We start from the raw sequence: 16009 nt of genomic DNA, 5'->3' as shown, positions 1-16009 counted from the left end.
CAAACCCTCTTATTGTTCTGTCAGGGGACGCACGCGCACACCCTGTTCGAGCCGCGCCAGCTGCGCCGCATCGTCAATGCCGAAACCGATCTGGGTCACCGCCATCGCGGCAATCGCCGTGGCCGTGCGCAAGGTTTGCTCGGGCGTGTCGGCACTGAGCAAACCGTGAAGCATCCCCGCGAGCAACGAATCGCCTGCGCCCACCGTGCTGGCGACGCGGACCTTGGGCGGCGTGGCATGCAGCGCCGAGCCAACACTGAACCAGTTCACACCTTCGGCACCGTGGGAAATCACCACATGCTCGATGCCCTGGGCGTGCAAACGCTCCGCCGCTTCAGCCTGGGCAACGACCGACACCACGTCGCAGCCCAACACTTCTGCCAGTTCTTCAGTGTTGGGCTTGATCAGCCACGGCGCCGCGTTGAGCCCGGCACGCAGCGCATCGCCGCTGGTGTCGAGGGCAACGTTCAAACCCAGGCTTTTCAATCGCACAATCAGCGCCTGCAACCATTCAGGGCTGACACCCTGCGGCAGGCTACCGGCGACAACGACCGCGTCATGCCCCGGTGCGATCTGCTCCAGTCTTTCGATCAACGCCTGCTGCGCCGCTGCATCGACGTGTGGGCCGGGGCCGTTGATGTCAGTGATGCGTCCATCGCTTTCCGCCAGTTTGATGTTGCTGCGAATCTCGCCGGGAACACGGATGAAAGCATCGACAAAGCCGCGTTTGGCGAACAGGGTTTCGAACGCTTGCAGGTTGTCTTCGCCGAGAAAACCGCTGACGGTCAGTTGATGCCCGAGGTCGGCCAACACCTGTGCCACGTTCACGCCTTTACCGGCCGCGTGGGTGTGCATGACGTCGCTGCGGTTGACCTGACCAGCGTCCAGGCGTGGCAGCTGGACGGTGAGGTCCAGCGCCGGGTTGAGGGTCAGGGTGAGAATCCGGGCCATTACAGGGCCTCCACTAATGCGCGCACTTCATCGGCGCTGCCCACGGCCAGGGCCTGTTGGGCGAGGGTTTGAGTCTGAGTGAAGCTGAGTTCGCGAATCCGCGCCTTGACCTCGGCGATGCTGCGACCGCCGACACTGAGTTCATCCACACCCAGCCCGACCAGCACCGGCACCGCCAGCGGATCAGCCGCCAACTCACCGCACACACCCACCCATTTGCCATTGGCATGGGCTGCTCGCACGGTGATGTCGATCAGTTGCAGCACGGCTGGATGCAAGCCATCCGCCTGGCCTGACAGGGTCGGATGGCCGCGATCGATGGCCAGGGTGTATTGCGTCAGGTCGTTGGTGCCGACGCTGAAGAAGTCGACCTCTTTGGCCAAAACAGGCGCCAGCAATGCGGCGGACGGAACTTCGATCATGATCCCCAGTTGCAGGTCGGCGACCGGGATTTCCAGGCGCAGGCGCTCCGTCATGTCTCGGGCCTGCCGCCACTCGTCAACGCTGCCGACCATCGGGAACATGATCCGCAATGGACGGTTGTCGGCCGACCGCAGCAAGGCGCGCAACTGCGCTTCCATGATCTTCGGGCGCTGCAAGGTCAGGCGAATGCCGCGCACGCCGAGGAACGGGTTTTCTTCCTTGGCGATCGGCCAGTACGGCAGCGGTTTGTCACCGCCGACGTCGAGGGTGCGCACCACCAGCGGGCGCCCGGCCAAACCATCGAGAACACGGCGGTACTCGGCTTCCTGGGTCGCTTCGTCCGGCGCTTGCGGATGCGCCATGAAAATCAGTTCGGTGCGCAGCAGGCCGATACCTTCGGCGCCCTGCTCCACCGCGCGGGTGACACCGGCGCTTTCACCGAGATTGGCGAACACTTCGACAGCGTGGCCATCGCTGGTCAGCGCCGGTAGATGACGTTGTTCGGCGGCGGCCGTCAGGCGTTGTTCACGTGAGTCACGTTCGGCGGTGGCGCGTTGCAAGGTCGCGGCATCGGCATCCACATGCAGGCGACCGCGCTGTCCATCGAGCAACAACGGCGTGCCCGGCGCCAGTAGCAACACCGCCGGCCCGGCGCCCACCAGCGCCGGAATCCCCAGCGCCCGGGCAACAATCGCGCTGTGCGCTGTCGCACCGCCGCGGGCCGTGAGAATCCCGGCCACACGCGCCGGATCCAGACGTGCCACATCGGACGGGCCGACTTCATCCATCACCAGAATGTAGGGCTGATCGGGTTCGCTCGGAGTTTCGATGCCGCACAGTTGCGCCAGCACGCGGCGACCGATGTCGCGCAAATCAGCGGCGCGCTCGGCGAGCAACGCATCGTGCAGCGCTTCCTGTTGCCTGGCGGCCGCTTCAATCACGGCCATCCACGCAGCTTCGGCGCTTTCGCCCTGCTTGAGACGGGTGTCGACTTCGTCGGTCAGTTCCGGATCGTCGAGCATTTCCTGGTGGGTGATGAAGATCTCGCGGATCGCCTTGGCCTGGCTGCGCTCGATCAAGCCCTGAATGTCCTGGCGTACTTGCGCCAATGCGTGCTTGAGTCGCTCGCGCTCGATGGCGGCGGACTCACCGCGCAGCGGGTAATCGATGGTTTGCAGCACTTGGATGTGAGCCGGGCCGATGGCGATGCCCGGCGCGGCGGCGATGGCCTGGACCTGGCTGCCGGAGGCCGGTGCGAGCAGTACCTCGGCGATATCGGCCGGCACTTCGGAGGGCGCAATCACTGCCGGCAATGGCTCGACCTCTTCACCCAGGCCTTCTTCGATGGCGGCCAGCAATGCGGGCAATGCATCGGCAGCGATGCTCGGCTCGGCGATGATTTCCAGCACCTGACCGCGGCGGGCGCCGAGGCTGAGCAACTTGCTCAAACTCTTCACCGACACGGCGCTGTCCTGACCATCGACAATGCGCACGCGGATTTCACCGTCAAAACTTTTCGCCAGTTGCGCGAGGATCTTCGCCGGGCGTGCATGCAGACCGTGGGCGTTGGCCAGCGCGATGCGTGCGCTCGGCCAATCGGCCGGCAATTCACCGCCGAGCACTTCCAACACCTTGCGACTGCTGGTGGCGCGGCCCAGTTCGTGGCCACGGCCTTCAATCAGCAACGCGCACAAACGCTCGAGCAACGCCTGATGGGCTTCACCCAGGCTGGCCAGGCAGAACAAACCATTGAGCGGCTGGCCGAGATAGCGCAGCGGTTTGTCCGGCGTCACGAAAGCCAGGCCCGGACGCTTCACCGTTTGCTCGCTGTGCAACCACCACAGCCCCTCGCCCAGCGGCAGCGCTTCGACCTGCTGCAACACGGCGGCAAAACCGTTGCTCACGCAGTCGGCGTGGCGCAACAGACGTGCGCCACGCCAGACCAACTCTTCGAAGTCTTCAGCGGCCACACCGAGGCCGATCATCTGCGCATCCAGCGCCAGTTCCTGCGGCGCGCCCTGGAGCAATTTCAGCAACGCTTCAGCAGAGCTGGCGCGGCGCAGGGCCTGGCCCAGATCCGTCTCACCGAGCGCGCGGGTCAGCAGTTGCAAGAGACGCAGGTGCTCGTCGGACTTGGCGGCAATTCCAATCGCCAGATAGACGATATGACCATCGCCCCAATCCACCCCTTCAGGGAACTGCATCAGCCGCACGCCTGTGGTGAACACCTGATCGCGGGTTTGTGGCGTGCCGTGGGGGATGGCAATGCCTTGACCGAGAAAGGTCGAGCCCTGGGCCTCCCGCGCCTGCAATCCGGCGAGATAACCTTCGGCAACCAGGCCGTCGGCGACCAGATGCCCGGCCAGCAACTGCAACGCTGCGGACTTATCCACAGCCGATTGGCCCATGGATATCTGCTCTACAGTGAGCTCGAGCATGCGTTCTCCTTTTTGGCGCCTTGGGGCACCAGGTATTGTTTTGAATGGATCAGCTTAGGCGCTTGGTCGTTACATTTGGCGGTTTTACGGCAGCACCGGCCAAAGGCGCTTAAAGCGTAGAAAATACGCTTGCTGAAACGTTTAATCTAGAATAAATGGCACGTTACTCGATAATGACCCATCCTTGAAGCTCAACTTGTCGGATGCATTGCAACCGGGTCGCCTGGCTGAATCGGTTAGGATTGACGAAAATCTCGAGGCTAGCTCGAAAAAACAAGGAAACAGCGGGTTGAAACTCAGTGATATTGCCCAGTTGGCCGGTGTGTCCGTTACCACCGCCAGCTACGTCATCAATGGCAAGGCCGAACAGCAGCGCATCAGCCGTGCCACCGTTGATCGCGTGCGCGCCGTCGTCGAACAACACGGCTTCACGCCCAATCCTCAAGCGGCCGGTTTGCGCAGCCGACACACCCGAACATTGGGCTTCATTCTGCCGGATCTGGAAAACCCCAGTTACGCGCGCATCGCCAAATTGCTGGAACAAGGTGCACGGGCTCGGGGCTATCAGTTGCTGATCGCCAGTTCCGATGATGCACCAGACAGCGAACGGCAATTACTGCAACTGTTCCGTGCCCGGCGCTGCGATGCCTTGATTGTCGCCAGTTGCCTGCCGGCCGGTGACGACAGCTATCGTCAGTTGCAAGCCAAGGGCATTCCGATCATCGCCATCGACCGGGTCATGGATCCTGAGCACTTTTGCTCGGTGATCAGCGACGACCGCGAGGCCAGCCTGCAATTGACCCGCAGCCTGCTCGATCCTTTGCCCAAACAGATCGTGCTGATCGGTGCCCGCCCTGAGCTGAGCATCAGTCAGGAACGCGCCGCCGGGTTCAAAGAGGCTCTGGCCGGTTTCAACGGTGAGGTGCTGATCGAAGAAGGCGAGTCCTTCAGCCGCGAGTGCGGCAAGCAACTGATGGAAGATCTGCTGCAGCGCCTGGGGCACTTGCCCGATGCGTTGGTGACGACTTCCTACGTGCTGCTCCAGGGTGTGTTCGACGCCTTGCACGACTTCCCGCTGAAAAACCGTCCGCTACGCCTCGGCACGTTCGGTGACACGCAACTGCTGGACTTCCTGCCGCTGCCGGTCAACGCCATGTCCCAACAACATCAGCTGATTGCCGACAAGGCCCTCGCGCTGGCACTGGCCGCCATCGAACAGTCCGATTACCAGCCTGGCGTGCAAGCCATCGGGCGGACGTTCAAGCAGCGGATTCGTCAGGACTGAGCCGTGGAACTGATCGACACCCACACCCATCTGGATTTTCCGGATTTTGACGCTGACCGCCAGGCGCTGATGGCCGAAAGCCGCGCACTCGGGGTGCGGCGAATGGTGGTGCTGGGGGTTTATCAAGGCAATTGGCAACGGGTCTGGGAGCGGGTGCAAAGCGATCCCGACCTGTATGCGGCGTTCGGTTTGCATCCGGTGTATCTGAACGATCATCGCCCTGAAGACTTGAGCGAACTCGGCGATTGGCTGACCCGTCTGGCCGGCCATCGGCAACTGTGCGCTGTGGGCGAAATCGGTCTGGACTATTTCATCGAAACCCTCGACCGCGAACGCCAGCAGGCATTGTTCGACGCACAGCTACAACTGGCGGCGGACTTCAATCTTCCAGCACTGATCCATGTACGGCGCAGTCATGCCGCGGTGATTGCCACGCTCAAACGCTTCAAGCTCAAACGCGCCGGCATCATCCACGCCTTTGCCGGCAGCAAGGAAGAAGCCCGGGAATACATCAAGCTGGGTTTCAAGCTGGGGCTCGGCGGTGCCGCGACCTGGCCTCAAGCACTGCGCATGCACCGCGTGCTCGCCGAGCTGCCGCTGGATGCTGTGGTATTGGAAACCGATGCCCCGGACATGGCGCCCGCCATGTTCCCCGGCCAACGCAACAGCCCGGCGCATTTGCCGGCGATCTGCGCGGCACTGGCCGACATCATGGCGATCACCCCCGAGCAATTGGCCGTAGCCAGTACGGCCAATGCTTGCGAGTTGTTTAACTGGTCATAACTGCCAGCACCAGCCAACTGTGGGAGCAACTGTCTTAACCATGTCCTTCGTCGCCTGACACGCCACCATCGCTGGCAAGCCAGCTCCCACAGGGTCCCGGGACACTTTTCAAACCCTAAACGCGCTGATCAACTGCTTCAACTCCACCACCTGCGCCGATAACGCTCGGCTGGCATCTTCGGTCTGGTGCGCGCCTTCAGCAGTACGCTCGCCGGCGCGGTTGATCTCGACGATGTTCTGGTCGATGTCGTGAGCCACAGCGGTTTGCTGTTCCACCGCCGCTGCGATTTGCTGGTTCTGGTCGACGATCATGCCGACTGCACCGAGGATATTTTCAAGCGCCTGCTGGACCTTCTCTGACTGGCTCACCGTGCCATTGGCCATCTGATGGCTGGTGCCCATGGCCTTGACTGCTGCGCCGACGCCACCGTGGAGCTTGGTGATCATCTGCTCGATTTCTTCGGTCGATTGCTGGGTGCGTTTGGCCAGGGTCCGGACTTCGTCCGCCACCACCGCAAAACCACGGCCCTGCTCACCGGCCCGTGCGGCTTCAATCGCCGCGTTGAGCGCCAACAGGTTGGTCTGCTCGGCGATGCTCTTGATCACTTCCAGCACGCGGCTGATGGACTGACTGTCACTGGCCAGTTGATTGATCACCACCACCGATTGATCGATTTCACTGGCGAGCGCCGCAATACTGCCTTGCTGGGACTCGACCAGGCCGCGCCCGCTGATGGTCTCGTCATTGACGCTGTGGGCGCTGCTCACCGCCGCGGCGGCACTGCGCGCAACCTCTTGGGAGGTCGCCGACATCTGGTTCATCGCCGTCGCTACTTGCTCGATCTGCGTGCGCTGGCCGGCGACGGCCTGGTTGCTCTGCGCGGATACGTTTTCCACCTGCCCGGCCTGACGCTCGACTTCGCTGACGGTGTGTCCGACCCGCTCGATCAGGTCATGGATTTTTTTCACCGTGCCGTTGAACACCTCGCCCAACTCGCCCAGTTCATCGCGACTGTTGGCACTGAAGGTCACGGTCATGTCGCCCGCCGCCACTTTGTCCATCACCGCCCCCAAGCGTTTGAGCGTGGTGCGGGTCGAGGCATAGAACGCGCCGTAGAGATAAAAAATCAACACGAACACCACCGACAGCGCCACGGCCTGCAGGATCATGTGCGTGCGGTTCTGCTCCAGCCGTTGCTGCAATTGAGGGCCGAGAAACTTCAGGGTCGCTTCGTTGAGCTGGTAGGTCTGATCGATCAAGACCGTCACTTGATCGTAAAAGCCCTGCCATGGCGTATCGAGGGTGTCGGCCATGACCACCTGTTCTTCGAACAGCTCACTGGCCTTCTTCAAGGATGCCCGGCTGCTATCGGCCTGGGCGGCCAGGGTCGCGCGCGCCGCCGGGCTGGAGCTCAAAGCGTCCTGCAACTTCAGGCCATACTCGGCCTGGAGCTTTTCAATCTGCGCCAGTAACTCATCGAAACGGGTACTCGAAGCCGAGTTGATAAACCCCTGCCCCAGCGAATAAGAACCCATCGCCCGACCTTCTCCCAGAATCTGAGTGACGCGCGGGGTGACGAGGGTAACGAGTTCGCTGAGTTGACGAATGTCGCTCTGGTTATCGCGGCTCAGACCGGCCTGACCGGTGATGACCTGGCTGAAAACCTGGGCATTGCTCACCAGTTTGCCGATCAGCGCACTTTTGCTTTGCAGGGAGCTTTCCGCTTGCTGGGTCTTGAATGCGGCGATCATTTCATCGCGTTTGCCATCAAACACCGCGACCTGCTCGGGGTCGGTGGTCATCGCCGTCAGCCCTTGCAGGCGCGTCAGAATATTTTGTTCAAGGGCACTGATTTTCGACTCGACGTTACTGGCCTTGCCGGACTGACCCAGCGTGACGTTGATCTGCACCAGATTGTTCAGGGTTTCCAGATCGCGACGCAATGTCAGGCTGCTGCCCAACAGGTCCAGGCTTTGCAGTTCGACCTGCGTACCCTGGAATTCGCGATAGGAGTCACGCACCAGATAAAAGTTGGTCACCAGCATCGGCACCAGGAACAGTACGCTGATCAGACTGAACTTCATGCCGAAACTCAGCCGATTCATCAGCGCGACAGCGGGATAGAGCAAGCTCTTCACTGGGTGTCTCCCTTCGATTTCTTATTTTTTTTATAAGCAGGCGCAGAACGACAGCAGATAGCCACTATGCGGCGCTATCTCTGTATAACTTAAATCGGCGGAAGGTTTTGTAACTTAAGGTAAACGGCAAAAGATCGCAGACACCGGCAGCGCCAGATGAATGCGATCTTTTATTTCCAGGCGCAAATCAGGGCCGAAAAACAGTCCATAGCGCAAATCCGGCATACCACAGCACGGCGGCACGCAGCAGCAGTTCCCAGAGCCGGTCCAGGTTGTTGATGCCCTCAGGCCCCACCACCGGAGCCGGGATTTCACCCGCTACCAGCCCAACCTTTTCGATCAGCTGCGCGGCGCTGATGTTCCAGTTCAGCAACTCATGCAACATCACCCGGCTGACCGCCACGAAATTGCCGACCAGGGCAACGCTCGCCGCCAGCAGGCGTACCGGCACCCAATCGAACGCATGACGCAGCTGGGCCGCACGCTCGACGACGGCCGGGTTCCGGGAATGCTCTTGCGCCAGTGCCAGCAATCGATAACTCAGCGCCGCCACCGGGCCGAGCAGGAAATACCAGAAAATCACCGCAAAGAAGCTCTGGTACGCCTCCCAGAGCAAATGCCCCTCGACCTTTTCCAGCAGTTGCTCGGCACTGTCTGCGCAAATGCCGAGATCTCGATTGGCCACATGAGCCGCGCCTTGCAGATCCTCTCGACGCCAGGCATCGCGAAACGGTCCAAGATCCGCCAGCAAATCACCCCGCCCCAGGCTGTAGATAACCACCAGCAGGTGAATCGGCAACGCCAGCAATCCATAGGCCACCGGTTCCAGTACCACCAGCAACAAGCCCAGCAACGCGACCGGCAGCAGCACCAAGACCGTCAATACCAGCCACGGGCGGTTCTCCAGTCGCGGGTTGGTTTCAAGCTTGTTCAGCTCGCGTACCCAGCCACCATCGTGCTGAATCCTGTGGCGCAGGGCCGAGAACTTCTCGATCCAGACCGCCAACAGCAACACCAGAAAACTCATTGTCCTTCCTCTTGTGCCAGGGCGGTACGATAGCGTGCCCAGTCGAACGCCGGCCCCGGATCGGTTTTGCGCCCGGGTGCAATGTCGCTATGCCCGCAGATGCGCTGTGTCGTAATGGCCGTGTAGGTCTTTTGCAGTTGTCGGGTCAGGGCGGTCAATGCGCGGTATTGCGCATCGGTGAATGGCAGATCATCCGTGCCTTCAAGCTCGATGCCCACCGAAAAATCGTTACAGGTTTCCCGCCCTTCGAAACACGAGATACCCGCGTGCCATGCCCGCTCAAGGCAAGAGACAAACTGGGTGACGGCCCCATCACGCTCGATCAAAAAGTGCGCAGACACACGCAGGTCAGCAATCCCCTCAAAGTAGGGATGTTCCGTGACATCCAGACGATTCTGGAAAAACTCCTGCACCTTGCCGGTGGCGAACTGCGCTGGCGGCAGGCTGATGTTATGGATCACCAACAGGGAAACTTCGCCCTCAGGGCGCGCATTGAAGTTGGGCGAGGGGCATAACTTCGCGCCCTGACACCAACCGCTCGCGGGGTCCAACTGCATACCGGTTCCTTCTACGACGACAGTGTTGGCAACAGTATGCCGCGATAGACCCTCCGGGCGCGATCACTTGCCGCGATTGAGGTGTTTGAGAGGCCTGTCACCACAAGCGATTGGTCACGCATTCGACCAAATGCAGAACTTGAGCCCATCGGGTGTCTTGGGTCGAGGCCCGCCATGCCCCTATAATCGAGCCACTTTGTTTGTGGAGTCCGTTATGCCGAATCTACGTCTCGCCGATCTGACCGCCGAAATCGAAGCCAACGTACGCCGTGCGTTGCGTGAAGACATCGGCAGCGGCGACATCACCGCGCAGTTGATCCCGGCCGAACGCCTGGCTAAAGCCACCATCATTACCCGGGACGCGGCCGTCATCAGCGGTACTGCCTGGGTAGATACCGTGTTTCGGCAACTGGACCCTCGGGTGGCGGTGCACTGGCAAGTCGCTGATGGCGAACGGGTGGTACCCAATCAGGTGCTGTTCCACCTCGAAGGTCCGGCGCGCTCACTGCTGACGGGCGAACGCAGTGCCCTGAACTTCCTGCAAATGCTCTCGGGCGTGGCCACTCGCGCGCAATACCTGGCGGATTTCGTCGCCGAAACCCAGGTCAAGCTGCTCGATACCCGCAAGACCCTGCCGGGGCTGCGCCTGGCGCAAAAGTACGCCGTGACCTGCGGCGGGTGCCACAACCACCGCATCGGCCTGTATGACGCCTTCCTGATCAAGGAAAACCATATTGCTGCCAGCGGTGGCATCCCTGAAGCCATCGCTGCCGCACACAAGATCGCACCGGGCAAACCGGTAGAGATTGAAGTTGAAAGCCTGGACGAACTGAAGGAAGCGCTGGCGGCCGGTGCCGACATCATCATGCTCGACGAACTGAGCCTGGATGACATGCGCGAAGCCGTACGCTTGAACGCAGGCAAGGCAAAACTGGAGGCCAGCGGCGGAATCAACGAAAGCACGTTGCTGCCGATTGCGCAGACCGGGGTGGACTACATCTCGATTGGTGCGATGACCAAGGACGTGAAGGCGGTAGACCTGTCGATGCGCCTGAGTATCTGAATGCTTCTTGCGAAATGAAAAACGCCAGCCCTTTCGAGGCTGGCGTTTTTGTCAGACCACCAGATTGTTCATCTCGCAGTACTCTTCCCACGCGACACCCAGGACTTCGGCCGCTTCCTTGTGCAGAGCAAGGCGTTTGGCTTCGAACTCTTCAGGGGTTGAGGTGTACTTGAGTGTCAGCTCCCACGGCTGCAAGCCCTGAGCCTCCGCTTCGTCCTCGAACGCCCACTGGATCTGGTCTTTCTGATCGTCGGCAGGCAAGTCCTTGATCTCTTCCATCAACTCGGGCGCGTCCAGCACATACTTTTTCAGCGCTTCTTCGTGACGGGCTTCTTGGGTCAATTCTTTAACGGTCATGGCGTTCTCGCTGATCTGGGGAATGGAAGATGGATCTGGATCATCAAGGATCTCTCTGACGCAAAAAACCGTATGAAGCGCGGTTGTCTGGCCTTCAGAACCATTCGGGATCATCTGAAAACAAGTGTTGCTGGTGCCGAGACAGGAACCAAACCAACCCACTCAACACCCTATATTTGCTGACAACAGAATCGTTCAATTACAAAATGGGTACTCACTTGGGAACTCAGTTGCAAAAAAACAGACGCCTCCCAGCCATCACGACAATAGTTCCGATCAGCGCGGATAACAATCATGACCGACACAAATACAGAGCATCGCCCGAACGCGACAAGCGACGCCAGCCAAAAACCACTCAGCGGCTTTGATGGGTTGGTGCACAGGCTTGGGGCCGACAAAGCGCTTGGATTGGTTGAGAGGCTGGGTGGGACCACATCAGGGTGCCCGTGGGATTACAGCAGCGCCCGCTGGAACAATTCGCAAAGACCGTTGGAAACATGCATCTGGCAAAGCTGCTGGTGCAGCATTACGGCGGCACGTCGCTGTATCTCTCGTCGCGCACCGCTGCCAGAAAGCTGTTACGCAATAGGTCCATATGTCTGGCCGTCGAAAACGGCGTTGCCCAGGGGCGTTCAATTGGTTCAATCGTGACGGGAATAGCGCTCGAGTACGCCCTGTCTGAGCGTCAAGTTTGGGTAATCCTGGGGACGGCGCCAAGCGACTAACAACCCGAAGCCATCCCGCCTCCCCCCACTTTAAAAACCGTAAATACACTACAGAAGCCGGTGCATTTCATCCCGGCCAGCGCATTTAGTGTGCTTGATGCCCGCTCATGATCGGCGTTGCTATGCTCGTACTCCGATGAATAGGTCCAGACTCGTCGGCAATTGCTCATTGATTGCTACGGCAATCTGCTGCACTTGCGTTCTGGTTAGCGGAAGCTCGCCATCAGCCTCTGCCGCTAAATCCTGCCAGCCCAGCACCGCCATAACTGCTTGCTCAAACTCAGGACTTATATCGAGTTCAAATTTGATGGAATCATCTTCGTCGTGTTCCGCCAGAAAACCCGTAATCTCTAAAAACATTTTTGCTCTCCGATATCACTTTGATGTAGTGCGCCCCGGTTCAGCATCTTTGGTTTGCACCCCCGTGTCAGGGTCGAATTCTCCCAAATGCTTACCTTGCTTGTCGTATAGCTCAACCCTGCCGTTTTCATAATCCCATTCATAAATTTTGCCCTTACGATCTTTCCAACGACTTCGTTTTTTGCCTCCACCTTGGACGCTCGACATCTGTTTTGCGCGTGTTGCGTCTGGAAACGCAGTCAGTCCCTTGGGCGCGGGGTGATAGCTGTGATCGCCGCCAATAGGTCGAGCGAATACCACATACAGCGACTTCAGGCCGGTCTCAACAGGGAACACCAGAATGCAGTCATCAGTGGTGATGTTCTCGCCTGGCAAGCCTTCAACCTGACTGTCAACACCATCAGCAATCGGGTGTACTAGGATGGTGCCCAGGTGCGCGCCGCTGTTGTCGGGATAGGTCAACGGCGGCATCAAACCCAATGGCCCGCGCTGAGGCGTCCAGAGAATGGTGAGGCCATTGAGCGTGGCTTCCATTGCGGTTTTGGTGGCGTTCCATTTGACCTGCACGGTACGCACGGAATCATCACCTGATGCGCCAGTGTGGATGCCATACACCTGTAGCACGCCCTCGGCATCACGACGGAACTGGAAACGTACACGGGTGGTGGCTTGAGTCATGGTGCGCAGCTGCTCATCAGTGTGCAGCGTGCCGTCTCCCATTTTGCTGGGGAGCATGCCCAAAATAAAAACACTGGCCGGACCGGCTGCCCCGCGCAACACCCAATTCATGCGGTTTTGCATGATGCCACCACCGGCCATTCGACCTAGCCCGGCGTCGGCGCCGATGGCCATTGCAATCGCCGTAGAAGCATCAGGCAGCAGCATCGAAGCTGCCACCATGACCGTCCCAAAATTGGAGGCAGGCTCCGGGGTCGCGCCTGCCTCGGTGCGACACCAGTTTTCAGAGGTGCAGGACTTCGCAAAAACTTGGTCGGTGCGTGCTTTCGGACGCGCCAATCTTCCTTGGCTGACCGTCAGGTTTGGGTAATCCTTGGGGTGGCGCCAAGCGATTAACACCAGGCGCCATCCCGCCTCATCCCGTTTTATCCCGGCTCATCCCACTTTGACAGCCGCCAGTACCATACGAACGCCGGAGCACAGCAGTGCACTTCATCCCGGTTCAATGCACATCAGTGCAGTTGTTTGAGGTACTGATCCAGGTCTCAACAGGCGCCCGCAATGCGACTTAAGCCTCTACAGCGATGAATAGATCTAGATCGCTTGGTAGCAGCTCATCAACCGCAACCGCAATTCTTTGAGATTGCTCGTCCGTTAGCAGCCACTCGCCATCAGGGCTTTCTGCAAGGCTTTTCCACCCCATTACCTCCAGTACAGCTTGTTCAGAGCCTAGCCCTACGTCTAACTCATACTTCAGCGCGGTGTCGTCGCTGTCGCCCTTCAAAAAACCAGTGATGCATAGATGCATGATTTTCCCCTTTAATTACTTCGGTGTTTTTCGGCCAGGCTCGGCGTCTTTTGTTCGCTCTCCCGTTTCAGGGTTGAACTCTCCGAGATGCTTGCCTTGCTTGTCGTATAGCTCAACCCTTCCATTCTCGGAGTCCCATTCATAGATCCGGCCCTTGCGATCTCTCCAGCGTCTGCGCAGGCCGCCGCCGCCCTTTACCGAGTTTTTTGACTTGTCCCTCACTGCATCTGGGAAAGCCGTCAGCCCTTTGGGGGCTGGGTGATAGCTGTGGTCGCCGCCAATAGGTCGTGCGAACACCACATACAGCGACTTCAGGCCTGTATGAACAGGGAACACTAGAATGCAGTCATCAGTGGTGATGTTCTCGCCTGGCAAGCCTTCAATCTGACTGTCGATACCATCGGCAATCGGGTGTACCAGGATCGTGCCCAGGTGCGCGCCGCTGTTGTCGGGATAGGTCAACGGCGGCATCAAACCCAATGGCCCGCGCTGAGGCGTCCAGAGAATGGTGAGGCCATTGAGCGTGGCTTCCATTGCGGTTTTGGTGGCGTTCCATTTGACCTGCACGGTACGCACGGAATCATCACCTGATGCGCCAGTGTGGATGCCATACACCTGTAGCACGCCCTCGGCATCACGACGGAACTGGAAACGTACACGGGTGGTGGCTTGAGTCATGGTGCGCAGTTGCTCATCAGTGTGCAGCGTACCGTCCCCCATTTTGCTGGGGAGCATCCCCATAACAAAAATGCTGGCTGGCCCAGCCGCCCCGCGCAACACCCAATTCATGCGGTTTTGCATGATGCCACCACCGGCCATTCGACCTAGCCCAGCATCGGCGCCGATGGCCATTGCAATCGCCGTAGAAGCGTCAGGCAGCAGCATCGAAGCTGCCACCATGACCGTCCCAAAATTGGAGGCAGGCTCCGGGGTCGCGCCTGCCTCGGTGCGACACCAGTTTTCAGTGGTGCAGGACTTCGCAAAAACTTGGTCGGTGCGTGCTTTCGGACGCGGCCAATCTTCCTTGGCTGCCAGGTAAATGGGTTCTGGCTCTGGCTCCGGTCTGGCGTAATAGCCGCCGCTACCCCCGCCACCTCTGGGGGGATCGTCGACCAACAGAAAATCCCCACGACGGACGGCCTCAATGATTTCGTCTTTGCTGGCGAAACGAGATCCAATCCGTACATTACTCAGCCCGTCAATGGTGAGGCCGCCCCGATCCAAACCGTCACGCACCATTTTGGCGGCGGTGTCTGGATCGACGGTGCGTTGCAGGCCTCCATCTGATTTATTTATCAAACGCATTGCAGTCCCTTTGATTTTGTCCCGTCGGCGACTTTGCGGGCGAAGGACAGACGCCATCAATGAAAGGACTATTGCGGCGCGTTACTGGCGGACGCCACGAAAACCACACCATAGCCACCGTGCAGAAAATCGCGCTCCTTTTTTGGATTGAAGCCATACGAATTCAGCGCGGCCATTGCACTTCACCCCGGCTCATTGCGGCTCATTGCATTTAAACGCGCCCCCAGTCGACCGAATCGACTAGGAGCCGCTCAACACGTCATAGCCGCGGCGCAAGACGGTCCGGGCTTCGCAATGGATGGTGTTGTGCAACCGATGGGCAATGCAATCAGGACACTTCATCAGATGCCCCAGGTACGCGTCACGGGCGGCGCACCAGGTCGCGGAAAATCTCGGCGCGCTGGGCGGTGCTGGCTGCTCTAGGCGTGGGCCTCGCTCAATTGGCGGCGGTGAGGTCCAGCCATTGGAGCGGATCAGTTCAACTGCCAGGTACGGCGCGGCAATTGAGCACTGTTCGGCGTCTTCGTTGGTGAGTTTGCCGGTTGCCGCCAGTTGCTCTGGCGAGCATTCCAGCAGCCACGCTACGCGGGCCAGTGACATCCCAGCTTGAGGCGAATACCGCGGGATCGCCCCATACCGTGGCGCTGATGAGTTACGCCAGGGACTTGCCCTTGGAGCTATCACCGACCAGGTGCACGCCGCCACCGTTGACACCGACCAGGCTCAACAGCGGGCCAGCCAGGGCGCAACCGATGGCCAGGGTTAACACCGGATTGCCCAAACACTTGGTGGCAATCCGTGCCTGCCACTGCACCAAGTCGCCCTTGGCCGTGAACAGTGCCGGAGCCTGGCCGCTGGATTGAAAGCGCACAGTGTCGCTGCCAATGGTGCGCCCTGGCAGCACAAACGCGCCGGACTCATGCCAACCTGGCCGGGTGGTGGTGGCCAGTGTTAACGGCGGCTCTTGCTCCATCAGATACTCCATGAACGCGCCGCGCTTTTTAAGCGCGATCAGTACGCCCATGGCAAACAGGCTGCGCCTGGCGTCTTCACCGCTGCGCGCTGTTCGCCCCGTCGGGCTAGGCTGGCCGTGATTGATTCTATCCTGTT

14 protein-coding genes and 1 pseudogene are annotated in these 16009 nt (G+C 59.8%); 3 read left to right on the top strand and 12 right to left on the bottom strand.

The window, feature by feature from the left end; translation table 11 throughout:
• Nucleotides 1–9 precede the first annotated feature (9 nt).
• On the bottom strand, nucleotides 10–951 hold the full coding sequence (gene pfkB, locus QYH43_RS00405; RefSeq protein ID WP_095058391.1) for a 1-phosphofructokinase: 942 nt from the start codon (nucleotides 949–951) through the stop codon (nucleotides 10–12).
• On the bottom strand, nucleotides 951–3812 hold the full coding sequence (gene ptsP / locus QYH43_RS00400; RefSeq protein ID WP_095058390.1) for a phosphoenolpyruvate--protein phosphotransferase: 2862 nt from the start codon (nucleotides 3810–3812) through the stop codon (nucleotides 951–953). Before ptsP ends, pfkB begins: the two co-directional genes overlap by 1 nt.
• A 289-nt stretch (nucleotides 3813–4101) precedes the next feature.
• On the opposite strand from ptsP, the gene cra reads away from it, so the two are divergent.
• Nucleotides 4102–5097 (top strand): catabolite repressor/activator, encoded by a 996-nt coding sequence (cra, locus tag QYH43_RS00395; protein ID WP_095058389.1) that lies wholly within the window; start codon nucleotides 4102–4104, stop codon nucleotides 5095–5097.
• Between the two features lie 3 nt (nucleotides 5098–5100).
• The gene (locus tag QYH43_RS00390; protein ID WP_095058388.1) at nucleotides 5101–5880 is read left to right on the top strand and encodes a TatD family hydrolase; all 780 of its coding nucleotides are present in this window, start codon (nucleotides 5101–5103) and stop codon (nucleotides 5878–5880) included.
• 108 nt (nucleotides 5881–5988) lie between these two features.
• Here QYH43_RS00390 and QYH43_RS00385 read toward each other — a convergent pair whose 3' ends face one another.
• From QYH43_RS00385 to ampD, 3 genes are all read right to left on the bottom strand, one after another.
• A complete protein-coding gene (locus QYH43_RS00385) occupies nucleotides 5989–8019 on the bottom strand; it encodes a methyl-accepting chemotaxis protein (RefSeq protein ID WP_095152082.1) in 2031 nt (676 codons plus the stop codon).
• Nucleotides 8020–8206: 187 nt separating this feature from the next.
• A complete protein-coding gene (gene ampE, locus QYH43_RS00380) occupies nucleotides 8207–9046 on the bottom strand; it encodes a regulatory signaling modulator protein AmpE (protein WP_095058386.1) in 840 nt (279 codons plus the stop codon).
• Nucleotides 9043–9603: a 1,6-anhydro-N-acetylmuramyl-L-alanine amidase AmpD gene (gene ampD / locus QYH43_RS00375; RefSeq protein WP_095058385.1), complete on the bottom strand. Its 561-nt coding sequence runs from the start codon at nucleotides 9601–9603 to the stop codon at nucleotides 9043–9045. Before ampD ends, ampE begins: the two co-directional genes overlap by 4 nt.
• A gap of 214 nt (nucleotides 9604–9817) precedes the next feature.
• On the opposite strand from ampD, the gene nadC reads away from it, so the two are divergent.
• Complete coding sequence (gene nadC, locus QYH43_RS00370; RefSeq protein ID WP_095058384.1) at nucleotides 9818–10666, top strand: carboxylating nicotinate-nucleotide diphosphorylase; 849 nt, start codon at nucleotides 9818–9820, stop codon at nucleotides 10664–10666.
• Nucleotides 10667–10717: 51 nt separating this feature from the next.
• Here nadC and QYH43_RS00365 read toward each other — a convergent pair whose 3' ends face one another.
• From QYH43_RS00365 to QYH43_RS00335, 7 genes and pseudogenes are all read right to left on the bottom strand, one after another.
• Entirely contained in the window at nucleotides 10718–11023 is a 306-nt protein-coding gene (locus QYH43_RS00365; RefSeq protein ID WP_095058383.1) for a DUF6388 family protein, read from the bottom strand.
• 845 nt (nucleotides 11024–11868) lie between these two features.
• On the bottom strand, nucleotides 11869–12108 hold the full coding sequence (locus QYH43_RS00360; protein ID WP_095058381.1) for a pyocin S6 family toxin immunity protein: 240 nt from the start codon (nucleotides 12106–12108) through the stop codon (nucleotides 11869–11871).
• Between the two features lie 15 nt (nucleotides 12109–12123).
• On the bottom strand, nucleotides 12124–13185 hold the full coding sequence (locus QYH43_RS00355; RefSeq protein WP_095058380.1) for an S-type pyocin domain-containing protein: 1062 nt from the start codon (nucleotides 13183–13185) through the stop codon (nucleotides 12124–12126).
• 169 nt (nucleotides 13186–13354) lie between these two features.
• Nucleotides 13355–13594, bottom strand: a complete 240-nt coding sequence (locus QYH43_RS00350) for a pyocin S6 family toxin immunity protein (RefSeq protein WP_095058379.1) — start codon at nucleotides 13592–13594, stop codon at nucleotides 13355–13357.
• 15 nt (nucleotides 13595–13609) lie between these two features.
• Nucleotides 13610–14899, bottom strand: coding sequence for an S-type pyocin domain-containing protein (locus QYH43_RS00345; protein WP_301155869.1), 1290 nt, complete (start codon nucleotides 14897–14899; stop codon nucleotides 13610–13612).
• Nucleotides 14900–15139: 240 nt separating this feature from the next.
• Nucleotides 15140–15499, bottom strand: a complete 360-nt coding sequence (locus QYH43_RS00340) for a hypothetical protein (RefSeq protein WP_256580340.1) — start codon at nucleotides 15497–15499, stop codon at nucleotides 15140–15142.
• Nucleotides 15492–15956: pseudogene (locus tag QYH43_RS00335) on the bottom strand (DUF927 domain-containing protein); the annotation flags it as partial. The pseudogene QYH43_RS00335 and the gene QYH43_RS00340, both read right to left, overlap by 8 nt.
• Nucleotides 15957–16009 lie beyond the last annotated feature (53 nt).

Origin of the sequence: Pseudomonas sp. C32 (assembly GCF_030417915.1) — a bacterium.
GTDB lineage: Bacteria > Pseudomonadota > Gammaproteobacteria > Pseudomonadales > Pseudomonadaceae > Aquipseudomonas.
The sequence above is the reverse complement of the archived record's forward strand: the minus strand, read 5'-3'. Positions and strand labels throughout refer to the sequence as shown.